Raw genomic sequence first — 20,181 nt, 5'->3', positions numbered from 1 at the left:
CCTGTCGCGAATCTGACTCACGCGTGGTTCAGCCCATCCGGCAGTTCAGGGGCCGGTAAGGGGTAAAGTAGCATGCGTCGGTGATCCGCTCATGAGACCGACGATCGCCGCCGACACCCTCCGTCGGACCCTCACGCAATACCTCACCACCACCTTCGGTCTGACCGAGGACGGCGTACGCCAAGGTCTGGAGGGTTTCCTCTCCCACCCGGAGCAGGGCATCTTCCGCGGGCCGTACCTGCGGATCCGCACCCCCTTCCGCCCGGCGGCGGGCGACTGGCGGGCGTGCCTGGACTGGGCGCCGGCCGACTTCAGCCCCTACCTGCACCAGGCGAAGGCGTTCGCCCGGCTGTCGACGCGTGGCCGGGCGGCCCAGCCGACCCTGATCACCACCGGCACCGGTTCCGGCAAGACCGAGTCGTTTCTGATCCCGGTGCTCGACCACTGTCGCCGGCAGCGGCAGCAGGGCCGGGCCGGGGTCAAGGCGATCCTGCTCTATCCGATGAACGCCCTCGCCACCGACCAGACGCAGCGCATCAACGAGCTGCTCGCCGACCCGGCGTTGGCCGGGGTCACCGCCGGCCTCTACATCGGCGACGTCGCGGCCATCGAATACCGGCACGTGATGACCAAGCGGTCGGAGATGCGGCGGACCCCGCCCGACATCCTGATCACCAACTACAAGATGTTGGACCTGCTCCTTCAGCGCGGCGATGACTTGCCGCTCTGGGAGGGCGCGGAGCCGGCGTACGTGGTGCTGGACGAGTTCCACACCTACGACGGCGCGCAGGGCACGGACGTGGCGATGCTGCTGCGCCGGCTCGGCGCCGCGCTCGGTCTCGCCGAGCCGGACCGCCCGCTGGGCGGCATCTGCCCGGTCGCCACCTCCGCCACCCTGGGCGAGGGTGGCGGTCGCGACGGCCGGACGGCCATCCGGGAGGTCGCCGAGCAGGTCTTCGGCGTCGCCTTCGACGCCGGGTCACTGGTCGGGGAGGACCGCTACGAGCCCGGCGAGTTCATGAAACAGCAGGACTTCGGCCTGCCGCTGCCCAGCCCGGAGCAGCTCGCCGCCGTCGACGCCCGTGACCCCGAAGCCATGATGGCCGAGGTCGCCGAGCTGGTGGTCGGCCGGCGCTGCGTCGACGACCCGCCACGCCTCGGCGGGCTGCTGCGCCAGCACCCGCTGACCAAGGCGGTGCTCGACTCGCTCCAAGCCCGCCCGTGCACGCTCGACGAGATCATCGACGTGCTGCCCCGCAAGAACGCCACCGGCTGGGGCAGCGCCATGAAGACGCGCCCCGAGGTGACCGCCCGCGCGCTCGCCCGGTTCGTCGGCCTGCTGTCGCTGGCCCAGAACCCCGACGCGCCCGGTCGTCCGCTCCTCAACATCGAGACGCACCTGTGGGTACGGTCCGTGTCCCGGCTGCTGCGCGGCACCTCCCACCAGCCCGCCTTCGGCTGGTACGGCGAACCGCCCCGCCAACTCGACCCGTACGTGCCCGACGCCGACGTGGTGGTCGCCGACAACCGCCATCCGCGCCTGCCGGCCGTCTACTGCCGGCACTGCGGCCGGTCGGGGTGGATGGCGCTGTCACCGGAGAAGGACCCGCAGGAGCTGGAGACCGACCCGGACAAGATCTACCGGGCCAGCGTCGGCCGGGACAAGCGCCGGGTCCGGGCGTTGATCGCCGCCACCGACGACGAGATCCAGCAGCGGGCCGGCGGGCTGCTCGTGCTGGAGTACGGCCGCCGGGTCCGTCCCTTCGACGAGCATCGGGACCGGGTACGGTCCGACGACGCGATCGTCGTGCTCGGCGACATCGTCGCCATCGACGCGGCGGAGAAGGACCGCTGCCCGTCCTGCTCGATGGACCACGGCATCCGGTTCCTCGGAGCCGGGCTGGCCACGCTCGCCTCGGTGGCCATCACCCAACTGTTCACCGGCGGCGAACTCGACGCACACGAGAAGAAGACGCTGCTCTTCAACGACTCCGTGCAGGACGCCGCGCACCGCGCCGGATTCGTGGCCAACCGGTCGTACGCCTTCTCGCTGCGCTCACTGCTCGCCAGCCGCCTGCGGCCGGGACAGTCGGTCGGGTTGGACGACCTCTTCGTCGAGATGGTCGAGGCCGCCGCCCAACCGGAGATCCTCTCCACCGTCGTCCCGCCCGACCTGCACGACCAGCCGGGCGTCGACAGCCTGCTCGCCGGCGAACACCACGGCAGCCGGGAAACCTGGTCGCTGATCAGCGAACGGCTCGTCTTCGCCACCGTGATGGAGACCGGGCTGCGTTCCCGCCAGGGCCGCACCCTGGAACTGACCCGCAGCGTCGCCGTCGAGGTCGCCCTCGACGACCCGGCGAAGGCCGCCGCGATCTGCCGCGACGTGCACCTGACCGGAGTCGGTCAGCTCGGCGACACGCCGCCGGAAGACGCCCGCTACCTCGCCTTCCTGCGCGGCCTGCTGGAGCGACTCCGCACCCGAGGTGCGGTCTACCACGAGTGGCTCGTGCCCTACCTTCGGCGCGGCGGCACCCGGTGGCAGGTGTGGGGTGGCCGTCCCGCCGGCATGCCCGCCTTCCCGCGCGGCGTGTCGGCGCCGGCCTTCCTGCTCACCACATCGAAGTCCCGCTCCGAGTTCGACGCGATCAACGCCCGCGGCAACTGGTATCAGGACTGGACCTCCCGCTGCCTCGGCATGGACCACGGGGAGGCCGGCGTCTACCTGTCCCGGCTGCTGCCGGCCCTGGCCGCCGCCGACGTCGTCGCGGCCGGCGACACCGAGGACAGCAACACGGTGTACGGGCTGATGCCCGGCCACCTGCGGATCACGCGGCTCGACGACGATTCCGCCGTGCGGGCCGGGGTCGGCTGCGACACCTGCCACTGGCAGCAGACCGAGCACCCGGACCGGGTCGGCGAATGGACGGGCCAGCCGTGCCGGCAGTACCGCTGCCGCGGCCGACTGCGACCCGTCCACGACGACACCGCGCCGGACGACTACTACCGCCGCCTCTACCTGGAGAGCCCGGTCTTCCGCGTGGTCACCGGCGAACACACCGGCATGCTCACCCGGGTCCAGCGGGAAACCGTGGAACAGAAGTTTCGCGGGGGGAAGCGGTACACCGACCCGAACGTGCTCTCCTGCACCCCCACGCTGGAGATGGGCATCGACATCGGCGCGCTCTCCGCGGTGGTGCTCGCATCGCTTCCGCACGGCCCGGCGAACTACGTTCAGCGGGCCGGTCGCGCCGGTCGCAAGAGCGGCAACGCGCTCGTGCTCACCCTGGTCGGCCGCAGCGAACGGGACCGCTACTACCTGACCGAGCCGCGCGACATGATCGCCGGGCAGATCGTGCCGCCCGGCTGCTTCCTCTCCGCCGTCGAGATCCTGCGCCGGCAGTACCTCGCCCACCTGATCGATCTCGCCGCCCGCGGCCGGATGCCCGGCGTGCTACCGATGCCCCGGCGCGCGCACGTCCTGTTCGGCCCGAGCGGATGGCTGACCAACCTGGCCGACGCCGGCCGCCGCGACGGGGTCCGGCTGGTCGAGGACTTCCTGGCACTCTTCGGTGACCGGGTCCTGCCGTCCGCGGTCGAGCAACTGCGGGAGTTCGCGGTCGACGGGATCGTGCACCGGGCCAAGGAGGCGGGTGAGAACTGGGAACTGCGACTGGCGGACCTGCGACGCCGCCTGCAGGAGATCAGCCGGGCCCGCGGCACGCTCGTGCCGAGCGACCCCGACCACGCCCGCGAGATCCGGATGCTGAAGGCGGAGGAAGGCGCGGTCCGCCGCCGACTGCGGGACGTCAGCGCCGCCGCCGCGCACGGCACCCTGGTCGAGTTCGGGCTGCTGCCGAACTACGCGCTCATCGACAGCCGTACCGACCTGGAAGCCACCCTGACCTGGGAGGAGCAGGTCGACGGCGACCGCCGGTTCCACAGCGAGCTGCGCGAGTACGCCCGCCCCGCCCGGCCCGCACTCGTCGAGATCGCCCCGGGCAACAGCTACTACGTGCGGGGCTACAAGCACGAGATCTCCGGGCTCGACGTCGGCCCGCCCGACCGGCCCACCTACGAGCAGTGGCGGGTCTGCGCCCAGTGCGGATACGTGCGTACCCACCTGGCGAAGGAGGACACCAGCCCGTGCCCGCGCTGCGCGGACCGGGGCATCGCCGACCACGGCCGGCTGTTCCAGGTGCTCCAACCGACCCGCGTCCACAGCCGGGACAAGCGCGACGACGCCCGGATCCGGGACGACAGCGACGACCGGGACCGCCGCTTCTACGCCACCACCGTCGCGGTCGACATCGACCCGGCGAAGGTCGGATCGTCCTGGCGGCACGCGCACGACACGTTCGGCGTGGACTACAGCCGGCACGCCATGATCCGGCACTTCAACCTGGGCGCCCAGCGCTACGACCGGGCTGCCGAACTCTTCGCCGGCGAGGAGGTGCGGATCAACCGGTTCCACACCTGCACGTCCTGCGGCGGCACCACGGTCGACGGCAGCCCGGTGGTCAGCCAGCAGCTCGCAGCGCAGGCCTCCGGCGCCACCGTGATTCAGGGCGCCGAGCACCACCGGCCCTGGTGCCCGTACCGCCGGTCCGCGGCGGCGCCGGACACCCACGTCGACCTGATCCTGGCGCACGAGCTGGAGACGGAAGCGCTGCGGATCCTGATCCCGGCGGCGACCGCCCTGGTGCAGGAGCGGCTGTTGTCCTTCGCGGCCGCGATCCAGCTCGGCATCGCGGCCCAGTACGGCGGCGAGCCGGCCCACCTCCAGGCGATCTCGGCCACCATGCCGGACGGCCAGAGCGACGGCACCCGCAACTTCGTGGTCGTCTACGACACCCAACCGCAGGGCACCGGCTACCTCCACCGCCTCGCCGAGCCGGAGGAGTTCCGGGCCGTTCTGCGCCTGGCCCGACAGCAGATCGCCGACTGCGACTGCCGCAACGAGGCCAAGCCGGTCTGCCACCGCTGCCTCCTGCGCTACGCCCGCAACGAGCACTTCGCGCTGATGAGCCGGGACGAGGCGCTGGGCATGCTCGACAAGCTGCTCGACAACTGGGGCGTCGAGGAAGGCACCCGCACCGACGAGATCTCCCTGATCCACCAGGTGGAGAGCGAACTGGAGCTCCAGTTCCTCAGCAAGTTGCTGAAGCTCGGTGAGACGGCGGGCTCCGGGCTGCGGATCGACAGGCGTCGGGACCACGACGGCGCGCGGATCGCCGACCTGCGGTTCGTCAGCGACGGTGGGCAGAACATCACGCACTGGCAGATGAAGTTGCAGAACACCGTCCGGGGAACGCGACCCGACGTGCACTTCACCCGCCTCGACGCGCCGTCGCCGGAGGTGGTGGTCTATCTCGACGGGTTCAAATATCATGCCTCGCCGCAGTACAACCGGCTCGCCGACGACGCCGAGAAGCGGGCCCGACTGCGCGCCCACGGCTACCTGGTCTTCGCCGCCACCTGGGACGATGTGAAGACCTGGGGGAGCGCCGACGGGTCGGGGCGATGGACGCCGTACGGCGGGGTCTGCAAGCAGACCGCCCGGGAACGGTACCGGCAGTTCCTGCCCGGCGCGGACCCGGACGAGCTGGAAGCGACGATCTGGACCAACCCGATCGAGCAGCTGATGCGCTTCCTCGCCGAGCCCGACCTCGTCCGGTGGCAGCGCCGCGCGGAGGCGACGCTCGCCGGCCTACTGAAGCAGGCCCGGGAAAACAGCGCCACCGATTCCGGCGGGGTTGTGGAACGCCTGGTGGCGGCCCTGCGCGGCGACGCTCTGCCCGGACCGGGCGCGGCACGCCACATCATGGTGGCTCGGGCCCGGGACAACGCGGACTGCCCGGTGACGGTGCTGATGGACGGCCGCAGCAAGCCGCTACCGACCTGGTCGGCGCTGGCCGTCGTGGACGATCTGCCCGCCGCGATGGCCGACGCCGGCCACAAGGACCGCTGGGCGGCGTGGCTCGTCTGGGGCAACGTCATCCAGTTCCTGGTGCACGGTGGCGGCGACGGTGGCCAGCTCGCGGTCTCCGCGCTGGACGCCTTCGAACCCGCGTCCCTGGCGGTCACCGAGGGCACCGGGCTGATGCTCGCCCAGCGTGCGCTGCCATTGGACGAGGAGACCGCCACCTGGCTCGGTGTCGCCCCGCAGCCGACGCCGACCCAGCCGGACCGGGTCGACGACCAGTCGCCGTGGCGGGACGTCCTGCGGTACTTGGACCCCGAGGAGAGCCGCCTGGAGCCCCTCGTGCAACAACTGGCGCGGCACAACCTGCCCGCGCCTGTGGTCGGCTACGAGCTGGGCGACCAGGCGTGGCCGGCGGAGCTGGCCTGGCCGGACCGGCGGGTCGCCGTCGTGCTCACCGGCCCGCCCGACGACCCGGAGACCGAGGACCGCGATCGGGCGTACGCCGAAGCGGGCTGGCATGCGCGGACCGCGCGGGAATGGTCTGCCGAGGAGCTGGCGGCGCAGCTCGCGACGACCAGTGGGGGAGAAAACTGAGATGAGCACCGGAGCGATGCTGCGCATCCTGGACCGCGCAGACAAGGAGGTCATGAAGCTCACCCGCGCCGACATCGGCGCGGTCTACGAGTTCATGCACAAGTTCCGCGACAACCCGGCCAACCCGGGGCTCAAGCTGAAGGCGCTCAACGGCGACTCCCGGCTGATGTCCGCCCGTGTCACCCGCGACTACCGGGCGCTCCTCCTCCACATCGCCGACCGGGACTACCTGCTCGTCGCGGTCAAGCACCGCGGCGAGGTGTACGACGACCTCTCGCGGTACGCGTACCGGATCAACCGGGTGACCGGTGGCATCGAAGTCGTCGACCTGGCGCCCGTCGGTGACAGCATCATCGGCCGGGTCGTCCCGCCGGACCCCGAGCCGGTGCCCGCGAGTAAGCCGCTCTTCGACGCCTACACCGACGCCCAACTCATCGACCTCGGCGTCTCCGAGCCGCTGCTGCCGCAGATCCGGGAACTCACCACCGAGGCAGAGCTGCTGGAGCTGCTGGACCGGGCGCCGCAACTCACCACCGACGTGCTCTTCGCGCTCTTCGACGGCACCCCCTACGACGAGGTGCTCCAGCAGGTCACCGAGCCGGTGCGCGCCGACGAGCCGGTTGACCCGGAGGACTTCGAGGCGGCCGTGGAACGGCCCGCCACCCAGGTGACGTCCGACGACGAGGCGTTGCAGGCGATCATCGGGGAGGCCTTCGAGCGTTGGCAGATCTTCCTGCACCCCACCCAGCGCAAACTGGTCGAGCGGAAGTACAACGGTCCCGCCCGGGTCGGCGGCGGTCCCGGCACCGGCAAGACCATCGTCGCGCTGCACCGGGTCGCCCACCTGGCCCGGCAGCTTCCGCCCGGTGCGGACAAACCCATCCTGCTGACCACCTTCAACCGCAACCTGGCCGCCGACCTTCGTACCCGCCTGCTGGCGCTCGGCGGTCAGGACCTGGTGGCCCGCGTCGACATCGTCAACATCGACCGGCTGGCCAGCCGGGTCGTGACCGAGGCGAAGGCCGGCGCGAACCGCAGTGTCGTCGACGACAACCGGGTCCTCGACCTGTGGGGCGAGTTCCTTCTGGAGACCGGCGAGTCGGGTTGGGACGCCGACTTCCTCGCCGCCGAGTGGACGCAGGTGATCCTGGGTCAGGTGCTGAACTCCCGCGCGGACTACTTCAAGGCACGCCGGCCCAACCGGGGCCGCAGCCTGACCCGTATGGAGCGGGATCAAATCTGGCAGCTGACGGAGCGCTTCACCTCGTGGCTCGAAGACCGCGGCGTGTGGACCTGGCGCCAGGTGGCCCAGCGGGCGGCCCGACTGGAGATGGACCGGGCGGAGGCCTCCGGGGAGTCGTCCGGCGCTCTCCGCCGCCCGCGCTACCGCCACATCGTGGTGGACGAGGCGCAGGACCTCAGCGCCGCGCACTGGAAGATGCTGCGGGCCATGGTGCCCCCGGGACCCGACGACCTCTTCCTGACCGGCGACACCCACCAGCGCATCTACGACAATCACGTGACGCTCGGCAGCCTCGGCATCAACATCCGCGGCCGGTCGTCCCGTCTCACGTTGAGCTACCGCACCACGCGACAGATCCTCGCCGACGCCCTCCAGATCATGACGGGGGAGGTGTACGACGACCTGGACGGCGGCGAGGAGGACCTGGCCGGCTACCGCTCGCTCCTGCGAGGTGCGCCACCGGTGTTCCGTGGCGTGCCGACCTGGGCCCAGGAGCGGGAGCTGATCGCCGAACAGGTGCGTGCCTGGGGTAACCCGGTCGACGGCTCGGTGGCCGTCTGCGTCCCGACGAAGGACCTGGCGGCCGAGGTACTGAGTCGGCTCGAAGCCGACGGGCTCCCGGCCGTGGAGATCGGCCCGGACGGCCCGAAACAGCCCGACGGCATCCACGTCGGCACCATGCACCGGTTCAAGGGCCTCGAATACCAGCGCATGATCATCGCTGCGGTCGGCGACGGCCTCGTACCCCGACAGATGATCAGCCGGTACCGGGACACCGATCCGAAGCGCTACCAGCGGGAGCGCCAGAAGGACCGGTCGCTCCTCTTCGTCGCCGCCACCCGGCCGCGCGACGAGCTGGCCGTCTTCTGGCACGGCACGCCCAGCCCGTTCCTGACCGCCCGACTCGTGCAACGACAGTTGCCCTGAGAGGAGACCGCAGGTGCAGGCGGGGGACCGCGTCAGCGATCGGTACGAGCTGACGTATCCGATCGGCCGTGGCGGGATGGGCCAGGTCTGGGCCGGCTACGACGAGCGCCTCGACCGACCGGTGGCGGTCAAGTTCCTCCGGACCAAGGAGGTGCCGGAGACCGAGCGAGAGGTCGCGGTCAAGCGTTTCCGGCGGGAGGCGCGGGTGACCGCCCGCCTCGACCACTCCGGTGTGCCGGTCATCCATGACCTCGGTGTGCACGACGACGACCTGTACATCGTCATGCAACTGGTCCGCGGATCCCAGCTCGCCGACCTCGTCGCCGAGCAGGAGCGACTGTCGGTGGCCGAGTCGGCGTCGATCGCCGCGCAGGTCTGCTCCGTGCTGACGGCCGCTCACGCGGCCTCCCTTGTGCATCGCGACCTGAAGCCGCAGAACCTCATGGTCACGCCGTCGGGTGTCGTCAAGGTCCTCGATTTTGGTGTCGCCGCGCTGATCGGGCCGGCCGAGCAGTCCCGCCTGACTGCCACCGGTCACACGCTCGGCACGCCCGCCTACATCGCGCCGGAGCAGGCGTCCGGCGCGGCCGTCGGACCTGCCGCCGACCTGTACGCCCTCGGGTGCATCCTCTTCGAGACGCTCACCGGAAGGCCGCCCTTCGAGGCCGCGAACTCGCTGGAGATGCTGCACCGGCACATGCGGTCACCCATCCCGATCGTCACCGAGTACCGCTCGGATGTGCCCGACGATCTGGCTCATCTTCTGTTCTGCCTCTTGGCGAAGGATCCGGCGGACCGGCCCGCGTCGGCTACTGAGGTCGAGCAGCTCCTCACGCCCTTCAGCGGCGGCGGAAGCGTCGGTGCGCTGGGCGGAGGTGAGGCCGGTCCGGCCGCGTCGACGACCGCGGACGTCGTGCCACCACAGCGATCGGTGCAGTCCCTGGCCGAGCTGCGTGCACAGGTCGAGGAATTGGCCGAGCAGGAACGGTTCGCGCAGGCGGCGGAACTCCTGGAGCGTTCTCTCGATGCCGCCAGGGCTGGGGACGAAATCGTCCCGCTACGGCTCGATCTCGCCAATCTCCTCATGCTCGGAGGCGACTTCCGGCGGGCGGAGCGTGCCTTCGAGGAGCTTGGTCGGGACCTACGTCACTCGGCAGGCCACGAAGATCTCGCTGAACAGTGCCGTCGAGACGCGATCGCATGCCGTGTCGAACTGGGGGAACTGACGCAACCGGTGACGGAACCGAATTCCTCAGCTTGACTCTCGCGAGCGAGGGCCTCGGCGTCGTGATCAGTGACGCGCGTCGCGCACGAGGCCGCCGAAGAAGGGGGGCCAGGTCTGCGGAGTGAAGGTGAGGGCGGGCCGGTCGGGGTTCTCCGAATCACGTACGGCGACGAGGACCAGGGACGGCTCAGGTACAGCTCGCCCGCCCTTGGTTGCCCGGAAGTCGACGACGAAGCCTGCGACCGCGCCCGGATGCGTACCTGCGCGTCTGAGGTAGGCCGGGGATCAGTGATTCCTCGCAGCGGCGAAGCCTGGCGGAGGCGGATTCCAGGCCGACGTGCAGCTCGAACCAGCTCGGCACTGCATCCCCGTACGCGTGCCACCACCCCTTGCACTTCGTCTTGGTGGCCAACCCCTTCATCACGTCGATCAGCTCGTCGGACACCCCGCACAGCTCGCACATCGCCTTGACGTCGAGCACCCGAACCGCGCCGATCACGTCGGACCTTGCTCCCGTCACCTCCTCGGTGGCCCCGCGGACTGTGCGGGGACGGCCGAGGCCGGAGTCCGGACGTCACCGCAGCGGGCGGCAGCGCGAGCACATGCCACGTAGGCTGGAGTCGGCCCCCTCCCTGCCACCGGAGCATGCCTTGACCCTCAAGTACTACCTCTACCTGTCGCACCTCAAGCTCGGGCTCCTCGCGGCGCAGGTCACTCCCTCCGCGCAGCACGAGACCGAGCTGGCGGTGGATCTGAAGGTGGTCCGCTACAGCCGCAAGGCGGTCCGGCCGGAGCGCCACGACCTCGACAAGCTGGAGAAGGTGATCCGCCACCTCCAGGACGCCGACCAGATCGGCACCGCGTTCGAGCCCGGCCCCTACTTCCAGGCCTGCCTGCCGATGCGCTGGCAGGTGTTCCCCACCGCCGGCATCGTGGTCTTCGCGGGGACGCTCGACGACCAGGTCATCGTGCTGGGCGGGTCGGCGTCGCACGTGGTCGGCGGCGGCGATGCCGAAGCGCGCGGCTCGGTGCCGCCGTACCTGTTCCGCAAGCTTCAGGAGCTGCACGCGGAGCCGGGCGAGTTCGACGACGAGCGCCTCCACGAGGCCCTGGCGCAGATCGGGGACGGGCTCCCGGGGCCGGCGCAACCGGTCGAGTTCGTCGCCAAGCGGCTGGCCGAGAAGTCGGGACCGAACGGCGCGTTGCTGGGCAGCCCGATCTACGTGGCGCTCGCCGACTAGGGCTTCGGGGTGGACGCGGGGGACGTGATCCGGTGGCGGCCGGGGGAGACCGTCCTCGACACGTTCCGCATCGAGGAGGTGGTCGAGACCGGCGGCATGGGTTTCGTGTACCGCGCCCGTCACCTCGGGTGGAACGTCGACCTCGCCGTGAAGACGCCGCGACCCGACCTGGCCACCGCGTCCGGCATCCTTGACCTGCTGGCCCAGGAGGCGCAGGCCTGGACCGATCTCGATCCCCACCCGAACGTGGTCGGCTGCGCCTACGTGCGACGCGTCGGCGCGTACCCGGTGATCTTCTCCGAATGGGTCGCGGGCGGCGACCTGACCGCGGCGGTGCGGGAGGGCCGCTGCCGCGACCTCCCGGCGGCGCTCGACGTCGCGATCCAGACGCTGCGCGGCATCGGGCACGCCCACGCCGTGGGCCTGGTGCATCAGGACATCAAACCCTCGAACATCATGTACGACGGCGAGACCGCTCGGGTGACCGACTTCGGCACGGCCAAGGCGAAGGCGCACGCCGCGCAGGATCCGCAGGGATCCGCCGAGACCGCGTACGCGACGCTCGGCGGATTCACGCCGCAGTACTGCTCTCCCGAGCAGGTCGATCCGGACGGCCGGATCGGTCGGGCCAGCGACCTGTGGTCCTGGGCGCTGACCGTGATCGAGGTGCTGCACGGGCGTCGTCTCTGGGAGTGGGGCCACGACGGCGCGGACGCGCTGGCGGCGCTGCGCACCGATCTCCCGGCGGCGCTGCGTGACCTGCTGGCGGGCTGCCTCGCGCGCGATCCCCGGTCGCGGATCAACGACACCGCCGAGGCGGAGGCCGTCCTCGCCGCCGTGTACGCGGACCGCATGGGCAGCCCTTACCCACGGTCCCGGCAGGTTCCGCCGTCGTTGAAGGCCGACGGCCTGTCCAACAAGGCGCTGTCGCTGTGGGACCTCGGCGAGCAGCGCCGGGCGATCGAGTTGTTCGAGCAGGCGAAGGCGATCGATCCGCACAACGTCCGCGCGGTCTACAACCACGGGCTCACCAGGTGGGCCGACGGGCTCGTCACCGACGAGACCCTGCTGTCGGAGCTGCGCGCCACCGGCGACTCGTGGGAAGCCGACCATCTCGCCGCGATGGTCCACCTGGAACGCGGTGACGGCGTCCTCGCGGAACAGCACCTGGCCGAGGCGGACCGGAAACATCCGGGCTCACCCGAGATCACCGCTGCCCGCGAGCGCTGTGCCCGACTGGCGCCGAGGGGCACGCTTGAGACGTTCGGGCAGTTCACCGGCGAGGTCGTGGCGATGGCGTGCGATCACGACGCGACGCACGTGGTGGTGGCCGAGGCGTCGGGCCGGGTGCGGATCTGGGACGCCCTCGCCGGCCGGGTGGTCGGCGAACTCGCCGATCCGGGCCGGACCCCCGTCGACGTCGCGATCGACCACGCCGGGGCGCGGGTCCTCGTCTGCTACCAGGACACCGTGGTCGAGCGGTGGCGTCTCACCGACGGCGCCGCCGAACTCGACGGCCGGTTGGACGGCGGAACAGCCGTGGCGCTCAGTCCGGAGGGCGGCTTCGCGGCCGTGGGCACGGCCGACGGTCGCGTCCTCGTCTTCCGCACCGACACGTGGGAGTCGGTCGCTGACATCCAACCCCACGAGGGTCGGGTCACCCGGGTGATCCTTGCCCGGGACGCCGAGGTGTGCGTCTCCGCTTCACTGGGCCGCACCGACGTCGATCGCCGGGTGGAGCAGTGGTGGCCCCTGCGGCGTACGAGGATGCGCGGCCTGCAGATGCCGACCGACGGAATGGGCGCCGACGACCGCAGGATCGCCCTGGCGACGGACGGGTCGATCGTCCTGCGGCTCGGCGTCCGGTCCATGATGACGGTGGACATGCGGGTCTGGGACGAGCCGCGTCGGTGGGAGGTTCCCTGGCTCTTCGGATACGACGTGCTCGGCGTCTCGGGCCGGGCCGGCTGGGCGCTGCTCGACCCCGGGACCGGCGACCTCCAGGTCCTGGAGTTGGCCATCCGCCGTTTGGTCCGTACCTTCCCGAAGGACTGGAAGCGCGGGTCGCATCGTGACGCGACCGCGTTCAGCGGTGACTGCGGATACGCCGTCATCGCCGAACGCGACGGCTACCGCGGCCGGACCTCGCTGTCGCGCCTGCCGATGCCGCTGCCCGGACATCTCGCCCCCTGGGCGTACGCGCCGCCTCGCCCGGTCGGCGCCCTCGCCTCCGAGGAGCGAGCGTTCGACCAGGTCATGGCGCGCATCGAAGGGATGATCGCGGCCGGGGAGGGCCGGCGCGCGACCGACGCCGTCCGCGAGGCCAGGACCATTCCCGGCTTCGCGCGCCATCCGCGGCTGCGGCGGGCCGCCCGGGACGCGGGCCGCGGCCGGCGACGCACCGAACTGGCCGGCATCTGGGTGGAGCAGGAGCTGTCCGACGTGATGCTCGCCCACGGGACCTTCGACGTCAGCGACGACGGGCGACTGTTCGCCTTTCCCGCGAACATCGACGAGGTGGAGATCTTCGACCTGGAGACGCTGGAGAAGGCGGGCTCGGTGGTCGAGAGGCGGAACCCCGCCCGCGGCCTGCACTTCGCCCGGGCCGGGCGCGACCTGGTCATCGGCTACGCGGACGGGTCCGTCGCGTGCCACGACACGGCGACGTTCGAGCCCCGGTTCAAGGTCGCCGGCGCCCTGCCCCGCGACGAGGGGGAGACGACGCTCGACATCTCCGGTGATCTGCTGACGGTCGGGTTCGGACACGGGCTGGCGACGGTGTGGTCGTTGAGGGATGCGGCCTGCGTCGCGAAGATCCGCACCGGCGCCGGGACGATCCATGGCGTCACGGCTGACGAGAAGTCCCGCTCCGTCGCGGTGCACCTGGAGACGGGCGACACGACAAGCGTGCAGGTCCGGTCGATCGACACCGGGAAGGTGGTGCGTACCTTCCCGGACGTCCACTCGCACACGGAGATCCGCTTCGCCTCCGGCGTGCTGCTGCTGGCCGAGATGACCCGCCTCACCGCGTGGCGGCCGGAGCGCCGGCGCCCGCTGTACCGCCTCGACGGGGTCCGGCACAGCTCGTCGGCGGACCTGGCCTTCGCCGACTCCCGTCGCCTCGCCGTTATCGCCGGGATGGCGGGTTTCGTGGTCTGGCACGCCGCGACCGGAGAGGTGGTGTTCGACGGGCGGGCCCTCGCGGAGCCCGATCTCCGCTACGGGACCGAGGAGGTGGCGGTCTCCTCCGACGGTCGATTCGCCGTGGCGGGAGACGGCGGGGACGAGACCCTCGACGTGTGGGACCTCCGCGCCCGGCGCCGGATCCGATCGCTGCACGGTCACCCCGTCAGGGTGAACGCGATCCGCGCCGACGCCTCCTTCCGCACCATCGTCACCGGGGACCACCAGGGCAACGTCCGGATCTGGGGCCTCGACTGGGACCACGGGAGTGATCGATGACGTCCAAACCCGACCTGCGGGCGAAGTTCGTGGCCAACCGGGAGCAGGTACGGTCCTGGCTGGAGGCCTGGGAGATCCCGGAGATCGTGTGGACCGACGAGTTCAACGAGATCCCGGCGCCCTGGGTCGTGGTGGAGCGGGATGGGAAGAGTTGGCTCAGGGACAACGCACCCGTCGTGGACGCGTACCACTGGATGTTCGTCGGGCGGCCGCTGACCCCCGGGGTTCGCAAGGTGCAGGCCCTGTGGCACTTCGGAGCGGGACACCGGTTCGAGAAACTCGAACTGACGATCACCAGCGTCTGCGATCCTGGATACCTGGCCGAGAAGCTGACGCTGGCGGTTCACCACGGCAGGTTGGAGGGGTGGCGGCAGGAGGACGCGCAGCCGCTCTACCAGTGGCTCGTCGAAGGCGTGAACACCAGGCCCCTCGACAACGCCGTACGGGGCAACAAGCGGTTGGGATTCATCCTGCTGAGCTTCACCCGCTTCCCGACCGGCGACGGCGATGTGGCGGTGTCGCTGACCGCCGTCGAGACCGATCGTGCGCTGGACGGCTCGCTACTCGACGACAACGGGGTCTCCATTCCCCCCGCACCGTGATCCGCTCGGCAGATCAGGCGGCGAGCAGGCTGGTCAGTTGTCGTCGCGGGTCAGCCCCGTCCTCTACGACAGCCTGGCCGCGTTCGTGCAGCCGAACACCCGCGCGGTGGACGCGGTGCTGCGGTCGGCGGCGCGATCACCGCGCCTCCTCGTTGGGGCTGTATGTCACGCGGGATGCCGCCCTGCGAGTTCGCAGGACGATCAGTCGCGTTCCTGACCGAGATGTTGATCCACTTCGAGAGTCTGGTTGGCTGGCCGGATCACGGCAGGGACGACGGGAGCACACATGGTTGCGGCCACGGCGGCCCGGACCGGCACCGCGACCGGATGACCGCCCGCGGGAAGACGGCCGGTCGACCGGCTGAGGTGGTCTGCGTCAACTGCGGCGAGGCCGTGCGTGGCCGGGCGGGCTCGCGTGGTCACGGCCCGGACATCGCCTGGTACGTCCACTACCGTCCGTGTGCCGCCCTGGTGGAGGACCAGATGGAACGGCTGCATGTGTTGCCGGAGGACAGCGCGGCGGACCTCTACCGGTGTCGAACCTGTGGCGCCCATCGGGTCTGCCATACCCGCTGGCGGACCCGGTGCCACATCTGCCTGGACGACCGCTCGACCGGGTACGCCCTCGCGGCCGGGGAACGCGTGCTCGCCCGCGTCCCGCACGAACCCGCGCTCGGGGACCAGGTTCGTCGTTTCGCCGGCCTCACACCGGCCGACGCCGTTCCGGTACGCGCCGCCGCGGAGTTCCAGGCCGCGATCGCCTTCGGTACGGAACTCGACCGGCGTCGTCGGGACGGCTGGAACGACGTGACCGGTGACGTGCACGGGCTGCCGTGGTGCGGCGAACGGACCGGGCCCTCGTCCCATGGCACCTGGGGCGTCCACGACCGGTGCGGAGCCTGGCAGCGGCTCCGCGAGCGGTCCTGCCCGCAGTGTCCTCCGGAGCCGGGTGACAGGTCGTTCGCCGCTCTCCGGGACACCACTCACCTGCTCTATCTGGTCCGCCATCGCGGTCTGCTCAAGTTCGGGGTCGGCGGCGCGCGTCGGGTCCGGCAGCACCTGCTGGCGGGTGCCGAGCTGGTGGAGGTGGTCGAGGGCCGTCACGCCGATGTCATCGCCGCCGAGGCGACCCTCAAGCGGCAGAAGCGGGAGGCGGCGATGCCGCTGCGCGCCTGGCGTACGTGGCGGATGCCGGCGTCGTTCGGCCGAGGAACCGAGGTGGTGCGGGCCGGTGTCCGGATCAGGCTCGCGGACGTGCTGACCGACGGTCGCGACGTCACCGCGACCTTCACAACGACGGCGTGGCGCACCGGTTCGGCGCCGAGCCGGAGGAGCTGAGCATGGCGCTGACGATTGCGGAGCGCATCATCGAGGAGCTGGTCCGCGCCCGGGCGCCGCTCGACGACGACGAACTCGCGCGACGGCTCGGTGTGCAGCCCCGACAGACGATCAACCGGGCATGTCGCAGGTTGGAGCAGGACCGCCGGCTGCGCCGGTACACCGGCGCCAGCGGCAAGATCGTGAACGAGATCCGGACCGAGCCGGTGGACGCGATCGTCGCGCAGGAGGTGCTGCCCGAGCCGGCGACGGGGGACAGCGCCACGCAGCGGCGGGCCGAGGGAGTCATGCTCGCTCTGCTGGGCGAACGTCTGGGACAGGCCTTGCAGCCCCGCAGATTCCTTCTGCCCGACGGCGCGCGGGTCGAGGTCGACGGAGCCGACGAGGTCCTCAGCGTCCTCGTCGAGGCGTGGGCGCATCAGGGACCACCCAAGCCCGCGCAGAAGAACAAGGTTCTCGCCGACGCGATGCGACTGCTGTTCGTCGCCTCGACGCATCCCACACGCCCCCGGATGGTGCTCTGCCTGTCCGACGAGGAAGCGGCTCGGCACTTCACCACGTCCCGGTCCTGGGCGGCCAGCGCACTCCGTGCCTTTGACGTCCAGGTCGAGGTGGTCGAACTGGCACCCGAGATGCGAAGCGAGATCCTGGCCGCCCAGCGGCGTCAGTACCGCTGAACCCCGGGTTTGCGCTCGCCCACATGCCCTCAGCAGAATGGCTCGCACACTGCCGCCAGCAGCGGGCAGGCTTCCGCCATGACGAGCGGCTTCAGCGGCGAGGTGGCCACCTACTACGCCCGGCATCGGCGCGGCTATGCGCCCACGGTGCTCGACGCGCTCACCGCGACATTCCCCCTCGGCGCCGATGACACGGCGATCGACCTCGGCTGCGGCACCGGTCAGCTGAGCATCCCGCTGGCTGCCAGGATCGGTGCGGTCGTCGGCATGGACCCGGAGCCGGACATGCTGGCCCTCGCCCGATGCGCCGGCGTGGACGCCGGAACGACCAACGTCACCTGGATCCTCGGCGGTGACGGCGACCACCCGCCCTGTCCCGGCTGCTTGGCGCCCGGACGATCGGCGCGTTGACCGTCGCCGTCGCCATCCACTTCATGGACCGCGACACCCTGTTCGAGACCGTGCGGCCGTTGCTGCATCCCGGCGGCGGCATCGCCGTCACCAACGGTACGCCGCTATGGCTGCAGTCCGGCGTCCGCGACAAGTAGCCGCGCCCCAATAGTGAGCGGATCCGGCGTCTACCAGCGCGAGGTGCCCGGTGGAACGCCATGGGCGTCAAACGAAGCCGGAGACACCCGTGGCGTTCCACCCACTCCCTCCGCGGGCCACGGGATCCTCAGTGTCAACTCGCGTAGAGCATCCTCTGCGGAAAGTCTCCTGCCTTTCGCCATGAGCTGACAATCTTGGCTGTGATGGCGCTGGCTGCGTCGTTGAAGTCGCCGTCCTCGACACTCGCCGCCAGGGTCTGCGGGTCGATGACGAGGACGCGATCGAACCGGTCCTCGAACCCGAATTCATATCGCACCTCGTGCGCCGGAGCGTCGACCCGACGTGCGACCACCATCATGCCCATGTCGCTATTCTCCCCACCTTGAGTAGTCCTCATACGTCGGGCCGGGGATCGAGTCCTGCCAGTTCGAGGTCCGGTTTGCGGCGGCGTGGGCTTCCCGGTAGTCCGCATGTGGGTGGGCCTGGTAGTACCTCGACTCTGCCAGCTCGTGTTCCAGCAGCCCTAAGTCCTCCGGTAGGGGGTCGCCTCGGCGCAGACGCAACCAGGCCTCGGCCATCGGTGCGCTGGGGTCGTACCGTTGTCGGACGATCCCACCGGCGTAGTCGTCCATCGGATGCTCCTCAAAGAAGATGTGTCGTCGGATCTGCTCTACCTCCGCTGCTGAAAAGCCTCGAGAACCATCCAGGCGGGGAGCATCGGCGAGGTTTGCCGCAATCGTCGCAGCATCGTCCTGCTGTCGGATCGCTGCATAGGCGTCATTGGCCCAGCCCTGTTGCCGCTCGTAGTCGGACAGGTTGGTTGGGCGGCTGGTGTGCCCGCCGTGCACCCCTTCGAGCGGGCTGTGCGGAGATCCAGGTGAAGGATTGGTGAGTCGGCTCAGTGCCTGCTTCAGCTTCTCGATCAGCTCGCCGAGCCGCCGCACCTCCGGCATCAGCCGCCGCAGGCTCGCCATCAACCCCCGCAACAGCCGCGCGATCCGCGCTCCCCACGACGCCACCGTCGTGGTGACCTGCTCCACGACCAGCGGCGTGGCCAGCCCGGCGCTGGCGACCAACTCGGCCGCGTACACGATCAGGCGGGAGACGCAGGCGGCGACGGCGTCGCGGACCAGTAGCCGGACGGCGGCGACCAGGCCGGCGGCGCCCTCGGTGATCGCGGCCATCGCCTCGGCGCCCTGCGCCAGCCCGGTGATGGCCTGCTGCTGCTCGTGGGCCCAGGTGCGGTATCCGGCGCCGGCGGCGCCGATCCAGCCGGCGGCCTCGGTGCGGACCGCGTGGGCCAGGTCGGCGGCGTCCTCGCGCAGCGAGGCGGCGACGTTGCGCCAGGTCTGGGAGTGTGCGGTGATCTCGGCGGGGTCGCCGGCGAGCCAGTCGAGGGCTTCGCTGAGCGGCTTGACGTGTTCGATGAGCCAGGCGATGCCGTACTGCAGCAGCGCGCTGACCGGGTCGGACACGATCGCGAGGGCGTCCAGGCCGGCGCTGACCACGCCGAGGCTGCCGTCGATCCAGCTGCCGGTGCGGACGCCGTGGGCGATGAGTTCGATGTCCTCGCAGATCCAGATGCCCGCCCAGGCGCTGGGCCCGGTGTCCGCCGCGCCGGCGACCAACGGGTTGGTGGTCACCGGCGGTTCCGCACCTGGTCGAGCAGGTGCGCGGCGTGGGTGTCGGAGGCGCGGTAGCGCTCGGCGCTGCTGCGGACCTTGCCGGCGGTGTCCCGGACCGAGGTGGCCGCGGCGACGACGCCGTCGACCAGTGTGCGCTGGAGGCCGTCGAGCAGCACCGGCATGATCTGGCAGAGCTGCCCGTACGCGTCGGCGCCGAGCCGGACGTGCTGGCCGGCCCGCCGGGCCGTGTCGATGCTGTCGGCGCAGCGGTCGAGGTGGGCGGCGTGGGCGGTCAGGTCGTCCGGGTCGACCTGGAGGATCTCACCGGCCGGCATCCGGCGGGCCCTGGTCGGGGTCGAGCCGCCGCCGGTGGGACTCGACGATCGCCCGTGCGGTCGGGTCGTCTGGGCCGAGCGTCTGGGCGGTCGCCTCGGTGAGCCGCCGCAGCAGGTCGGCCCGGGCGGCCCGGGCGGTGGCCAGCACCTGTTGTGCGGTGTGCGCGGCGGCGTGCTGCCGGGTGCGTTCGTCGAGCCGCAGGTCGGCCAGCAGCCCGGACGCGTCGACTGTCACCTCGACCAGACCGTCGTCACTGCGGGCGGTGCCGGTCAGCGCCTGCGTGCGCGCGGACAGGGCCGTCGCCCGCGCGGCCTGCGCGACCAGGCCCGACTCCCACTCGTCGAGCCGGCGTCCCGCCGCGTCCAGCGCGGCCTCGTCCGCCCACATGGCCACCCTCCCCAGGGACTTCGGTGACCGTGACGATATCAACCGGTCG

Annotated in this window: 14 protein-coding genes and 1 pseudogene; 10 read left to right on the top strand and 5 right to left on the bottom strand. The window is 71.1% G+C overall.

What is annotated here, in order from left to right; translation table 11 throughout:
• The first annotated feature begins 91 nt into the window (after positions 1–91).
• From AB0H28_RS24290 to AB0H28_RS24280, 3 genes are read left to right on the top strand one after another with little or no spacing between them, the layout of a single operon-like run.
• A complete protein-coding gene (locus AB0H28_RS24290) occupies positions 92–6,520 on the top strand; it encodes a DEAD/DEAH box helicase (protein WP_358044364.1) in 6,429 nt (2,142 codons plus the stop codon).
• A gap of 1 nt (position 6,521) precedes the next feature.
• A complete protein-coding gene (locus tag AB0H28_RS24285) occupies positions 6,522–8,690 on the top strand; it encodes a UvrD-helicase domain-containing protein (RefSeq protein WP_358044361.1) in 2,169 nt (722 codons plus the stop codon).
• Between the two features lie 13 nt (positions 8,691–8,703).
• The gene (locus AB0H28_RS24280) at positions 8,704–9,951 is read left to right on the top strand and encodes a protein kinase (protein ID WP_358044358.1); all 1,248 of its coding nucleotides are present in this window, start codon (positions 8,704–8,706) and stop codon (positions 9,949–9,951) included.
• A 30-nt stretch (positions 9,952–9,981) separates the two neighbouring features.
• Here AB0H28_RS24280 and AB0H28_RS24275 read toward each other — a convergent pair.
• A pseudogene (locus AB0H28_RS24275) lies at positions 9,982–10,113 on the bottom strand (DUF397 domain-containing protein); the annotation flags it as partial.
• Positions 10,114–10,565: 452 nt separating this feature from the next.
• Between AB0H28_RS24275 and AB0H28_RS24270 the strand changes: the two are divergent.
• From AB0H28_RS24270 to AB0H28_RS24240, 7 genes are all read left to right on the top strand, one after another.
• Positions 10,566–11,156 carry an SAVMC3_10250 family protein gene (locus AB0H28_RS24270; RefSeq protein WP_358044355.1) on the top strand — a complete coding sequence of 197 codons (591 nt, stop codon included), beginning with the start codon at positions 10,566–10,568 and terminating at the stop codon, positions 11,154–11,156.
• Positions 11,157–11,165: 9 nt separating this feature from the next.
• Complete coding sequence (locus tag AB0H28_RS24265; RefSeq protein WP_358044352.1) at positions 11,166–14,618, top strand: protein kinase; 3,453 nt, start codon at positions 11,166–11,168, stop codon at positions 14,616–14,618.
• Entirely contained in the window at positions 14,615–15,220 is a 606-nt protein-coding gene (locus AB0H28_RS24260) for a hypothetical protein (protein WP_358044349.1), read from the top strand. The genes AB0H28_RS24265 and AB0H28_RS24260 overlap by 4 nt, the downstream gene beginning before the upstream one ends.
• Positions 15,221–15,547: 327 nt before the next feature.
• Positions 15,548–16,558, top strand: coding sequence for a hypothetical protein (locus AB0H28_RS24255; RefSeq protein ID WP_358044346.1), 1,011 nt, complete (start codon positions 15,548–15,550; stop codon positions 16,556–16,558).
• Positions 16,559–16,560: 2 nt separating this feature from the next.
• The gene (locus AB0H28_RS24250; RefSeq protein WP_358044343.1) at positions 16,561–17,235 is read left to right on the top strand and encodes a hypothetical protein; all 675 of its coding nucleotides are present in this window, start codon (positions 16,561–16,563) and stop codon (positions 17,233–17,235) included.
• A 78-nt stretch (positions 17,236–17,313) separates the two neighbouring features.
• Positions 17,314–17,646 carry a class I SAM-dependent methyltransferase gene (locus AB0H28_RS24245; RefSeq protein ID WP_358044340.1) on the top strand — a complete coding sequence of 111 codons (333 nt, stop codon included), beginning with the start codon at positions 17,314–17,316 and terminating at the stop codon, positions 17,644–17,646.
• Positions 17,643–17,783: a hypothetical protein gene (locus AB0H28_RS24240; RefSeq protein WP_358044337.1), complete on the top strand. Its 141-nt coding sequence runs from the start codon at positions 17,643–17,645 to the stop codon at positions 17,781–17,783. The genes AB0H28_RS24245 and AB0H28_RS24240 overlap by 4 nt, the downstream gene beginning before the upstream one ends.
• 134 nt (positions 17,784–17,917) lie before the next feature.
• Here the strand turns inward: AB0H28_RS24240 and AB0H28_RS24235 are convergent, their stop codons facing one another.
• Genes AB0H28_RS24235 through AB0H28_RS24220 form a run of 4 tightly spaced genes read right to left on the bottom strand, consistent with a single transcriptional unit; the run spans position 17,918 to position 20,132 of the window.
• The gene (locus AB0H28_RS24235; protein WP_358044334.1) at positions 17,918–18,148 is read right to left on the bottom strand and encodes a hypothetical protein; all 231 of its coding nucleotides are present in this window, start codon (positions 18,146–18,148) and stop codon (positions 17,918–17,920) included.
• A gap of 4 nt (positions 18,149–18,152) precedes the next feature.
• The gene (locus tag AB0H28_RS24230; RefSeq protein WP_358044332.1) at positions 18,153–19,412 is read right to left on the bottom strand and encodes a WXG100 family type VII secretion target; all 1,260 of its coding nucleotides are present in this window, start codon (positions 19,410–19,412) and stop codon (positions 18,153–18,155) included.
• A gap of 11 nt (positions 19,413–19,423) precedes the next feature.
• Positions 19,424–19,744 (bottom strand): type VII secretion target, encoded by a 321-nt coding sequence (locus AB0H28_RS24225; RefSeq protein WP_358044329.1) that lies wholly within the window; start codon positions 19,742–19,744, stop codon positions 19,424–19,426.
• A complete protein-coding gene (locus AB0H28_RS24220; RefSeq protein WP_358044327.1) occupies positions 19,731–20,132 on the bottom strand; it encodes a YbaB/EbfC family nucleoid-associated protein in 402 nt (133 codons plus the stop codon). Before AB0H28_RS24220 ends, AB0H28_RS24225 begins: the two co-directional genes overlap by 14 nt.
• Positions 20,133–20,181: the final 49 nt, after the last annotated feature.

Source organism: Micromonospora sp. NPDC050980 (assembly GCF_040653835.1).
Classification (GTDB): domain Bacteria; phylum Actinomycetota; class Actinomycetes; order Mycobacteriales; family Micromonosporaceae; genus Micromonospora.
The sequence above is the reverse complement of the archived record's forward strand: the minus strand, read 5'-3'. Positions and strand labels throughout refer to the sequence as shown.

Bases quoted from the DNA above. Each gene is read 5' to 3' on its own strand.
- AB0H28_RS24220 (WP_358044327.1), bottom strand. From the start codon at position 20,132: ATGTGGGCGGACGAGGCCGCGCTGGACGCGGCGGGACGCCGGCTCGAC.
- AB0H28_RS24235 (WP_358044334.1), bottom strand. From the start codon at position 18,148: ATGGGCATGATGGTGGTCGCACGTCGGGTCGACGCTCCGGCGCACGAG.
- AB0H28_RS24285 (WP_358044361.1), top strand. From the start codon at position 6,522: ATGAGCACCGGAGCGATGCTGCGCATCCTGGACCGCGCAGACAAGGAG.
- AB0H28_RS24250 (WP_358044343.1), top strand. From the start codon at position 16,561: ATGGCGCTGACGATTGCGGAGCGCATCATCGAGGAGCTGGTCCGCGCC.
- AB0H28_RS24225 (WP_358044329.1), bottom strand. From the start codon at position 19,744: ATGCCGGCCGGTGAGATCCTCCAGGTCGACCCGGACGACCTGACCGCC.
- AB0H28_RS24255 (WP_358044346.1), top strand. From the start codon at position 15,548: ATGACCGCCCGCGGGAAGACGGCCGGTCGACCGGCTGAGGTGGTCTGC.
- AB0H28_RS24245 (WP_358044340.1), top strand. From the start codon at position 17,314: ATGACGAGCGGCTTCAGCGGCGAGGTGGCCACCTACTACGCCCGGCAT.
- AB0H28_RS24260 (WP_358044349.1), top strand. From the start codon at position 14,615: ATGACGTCCAAACCCGACCTGCGGGCGAAGTTCGTGGCCAACCGGGAG.
- AB0H28_RS24290 (WP_358044364.1), top strand. From the start codon at position 92: ATGAGACCGACGATCGCCGCCGACACCCTCCGTCGGACCCTCACGCAA.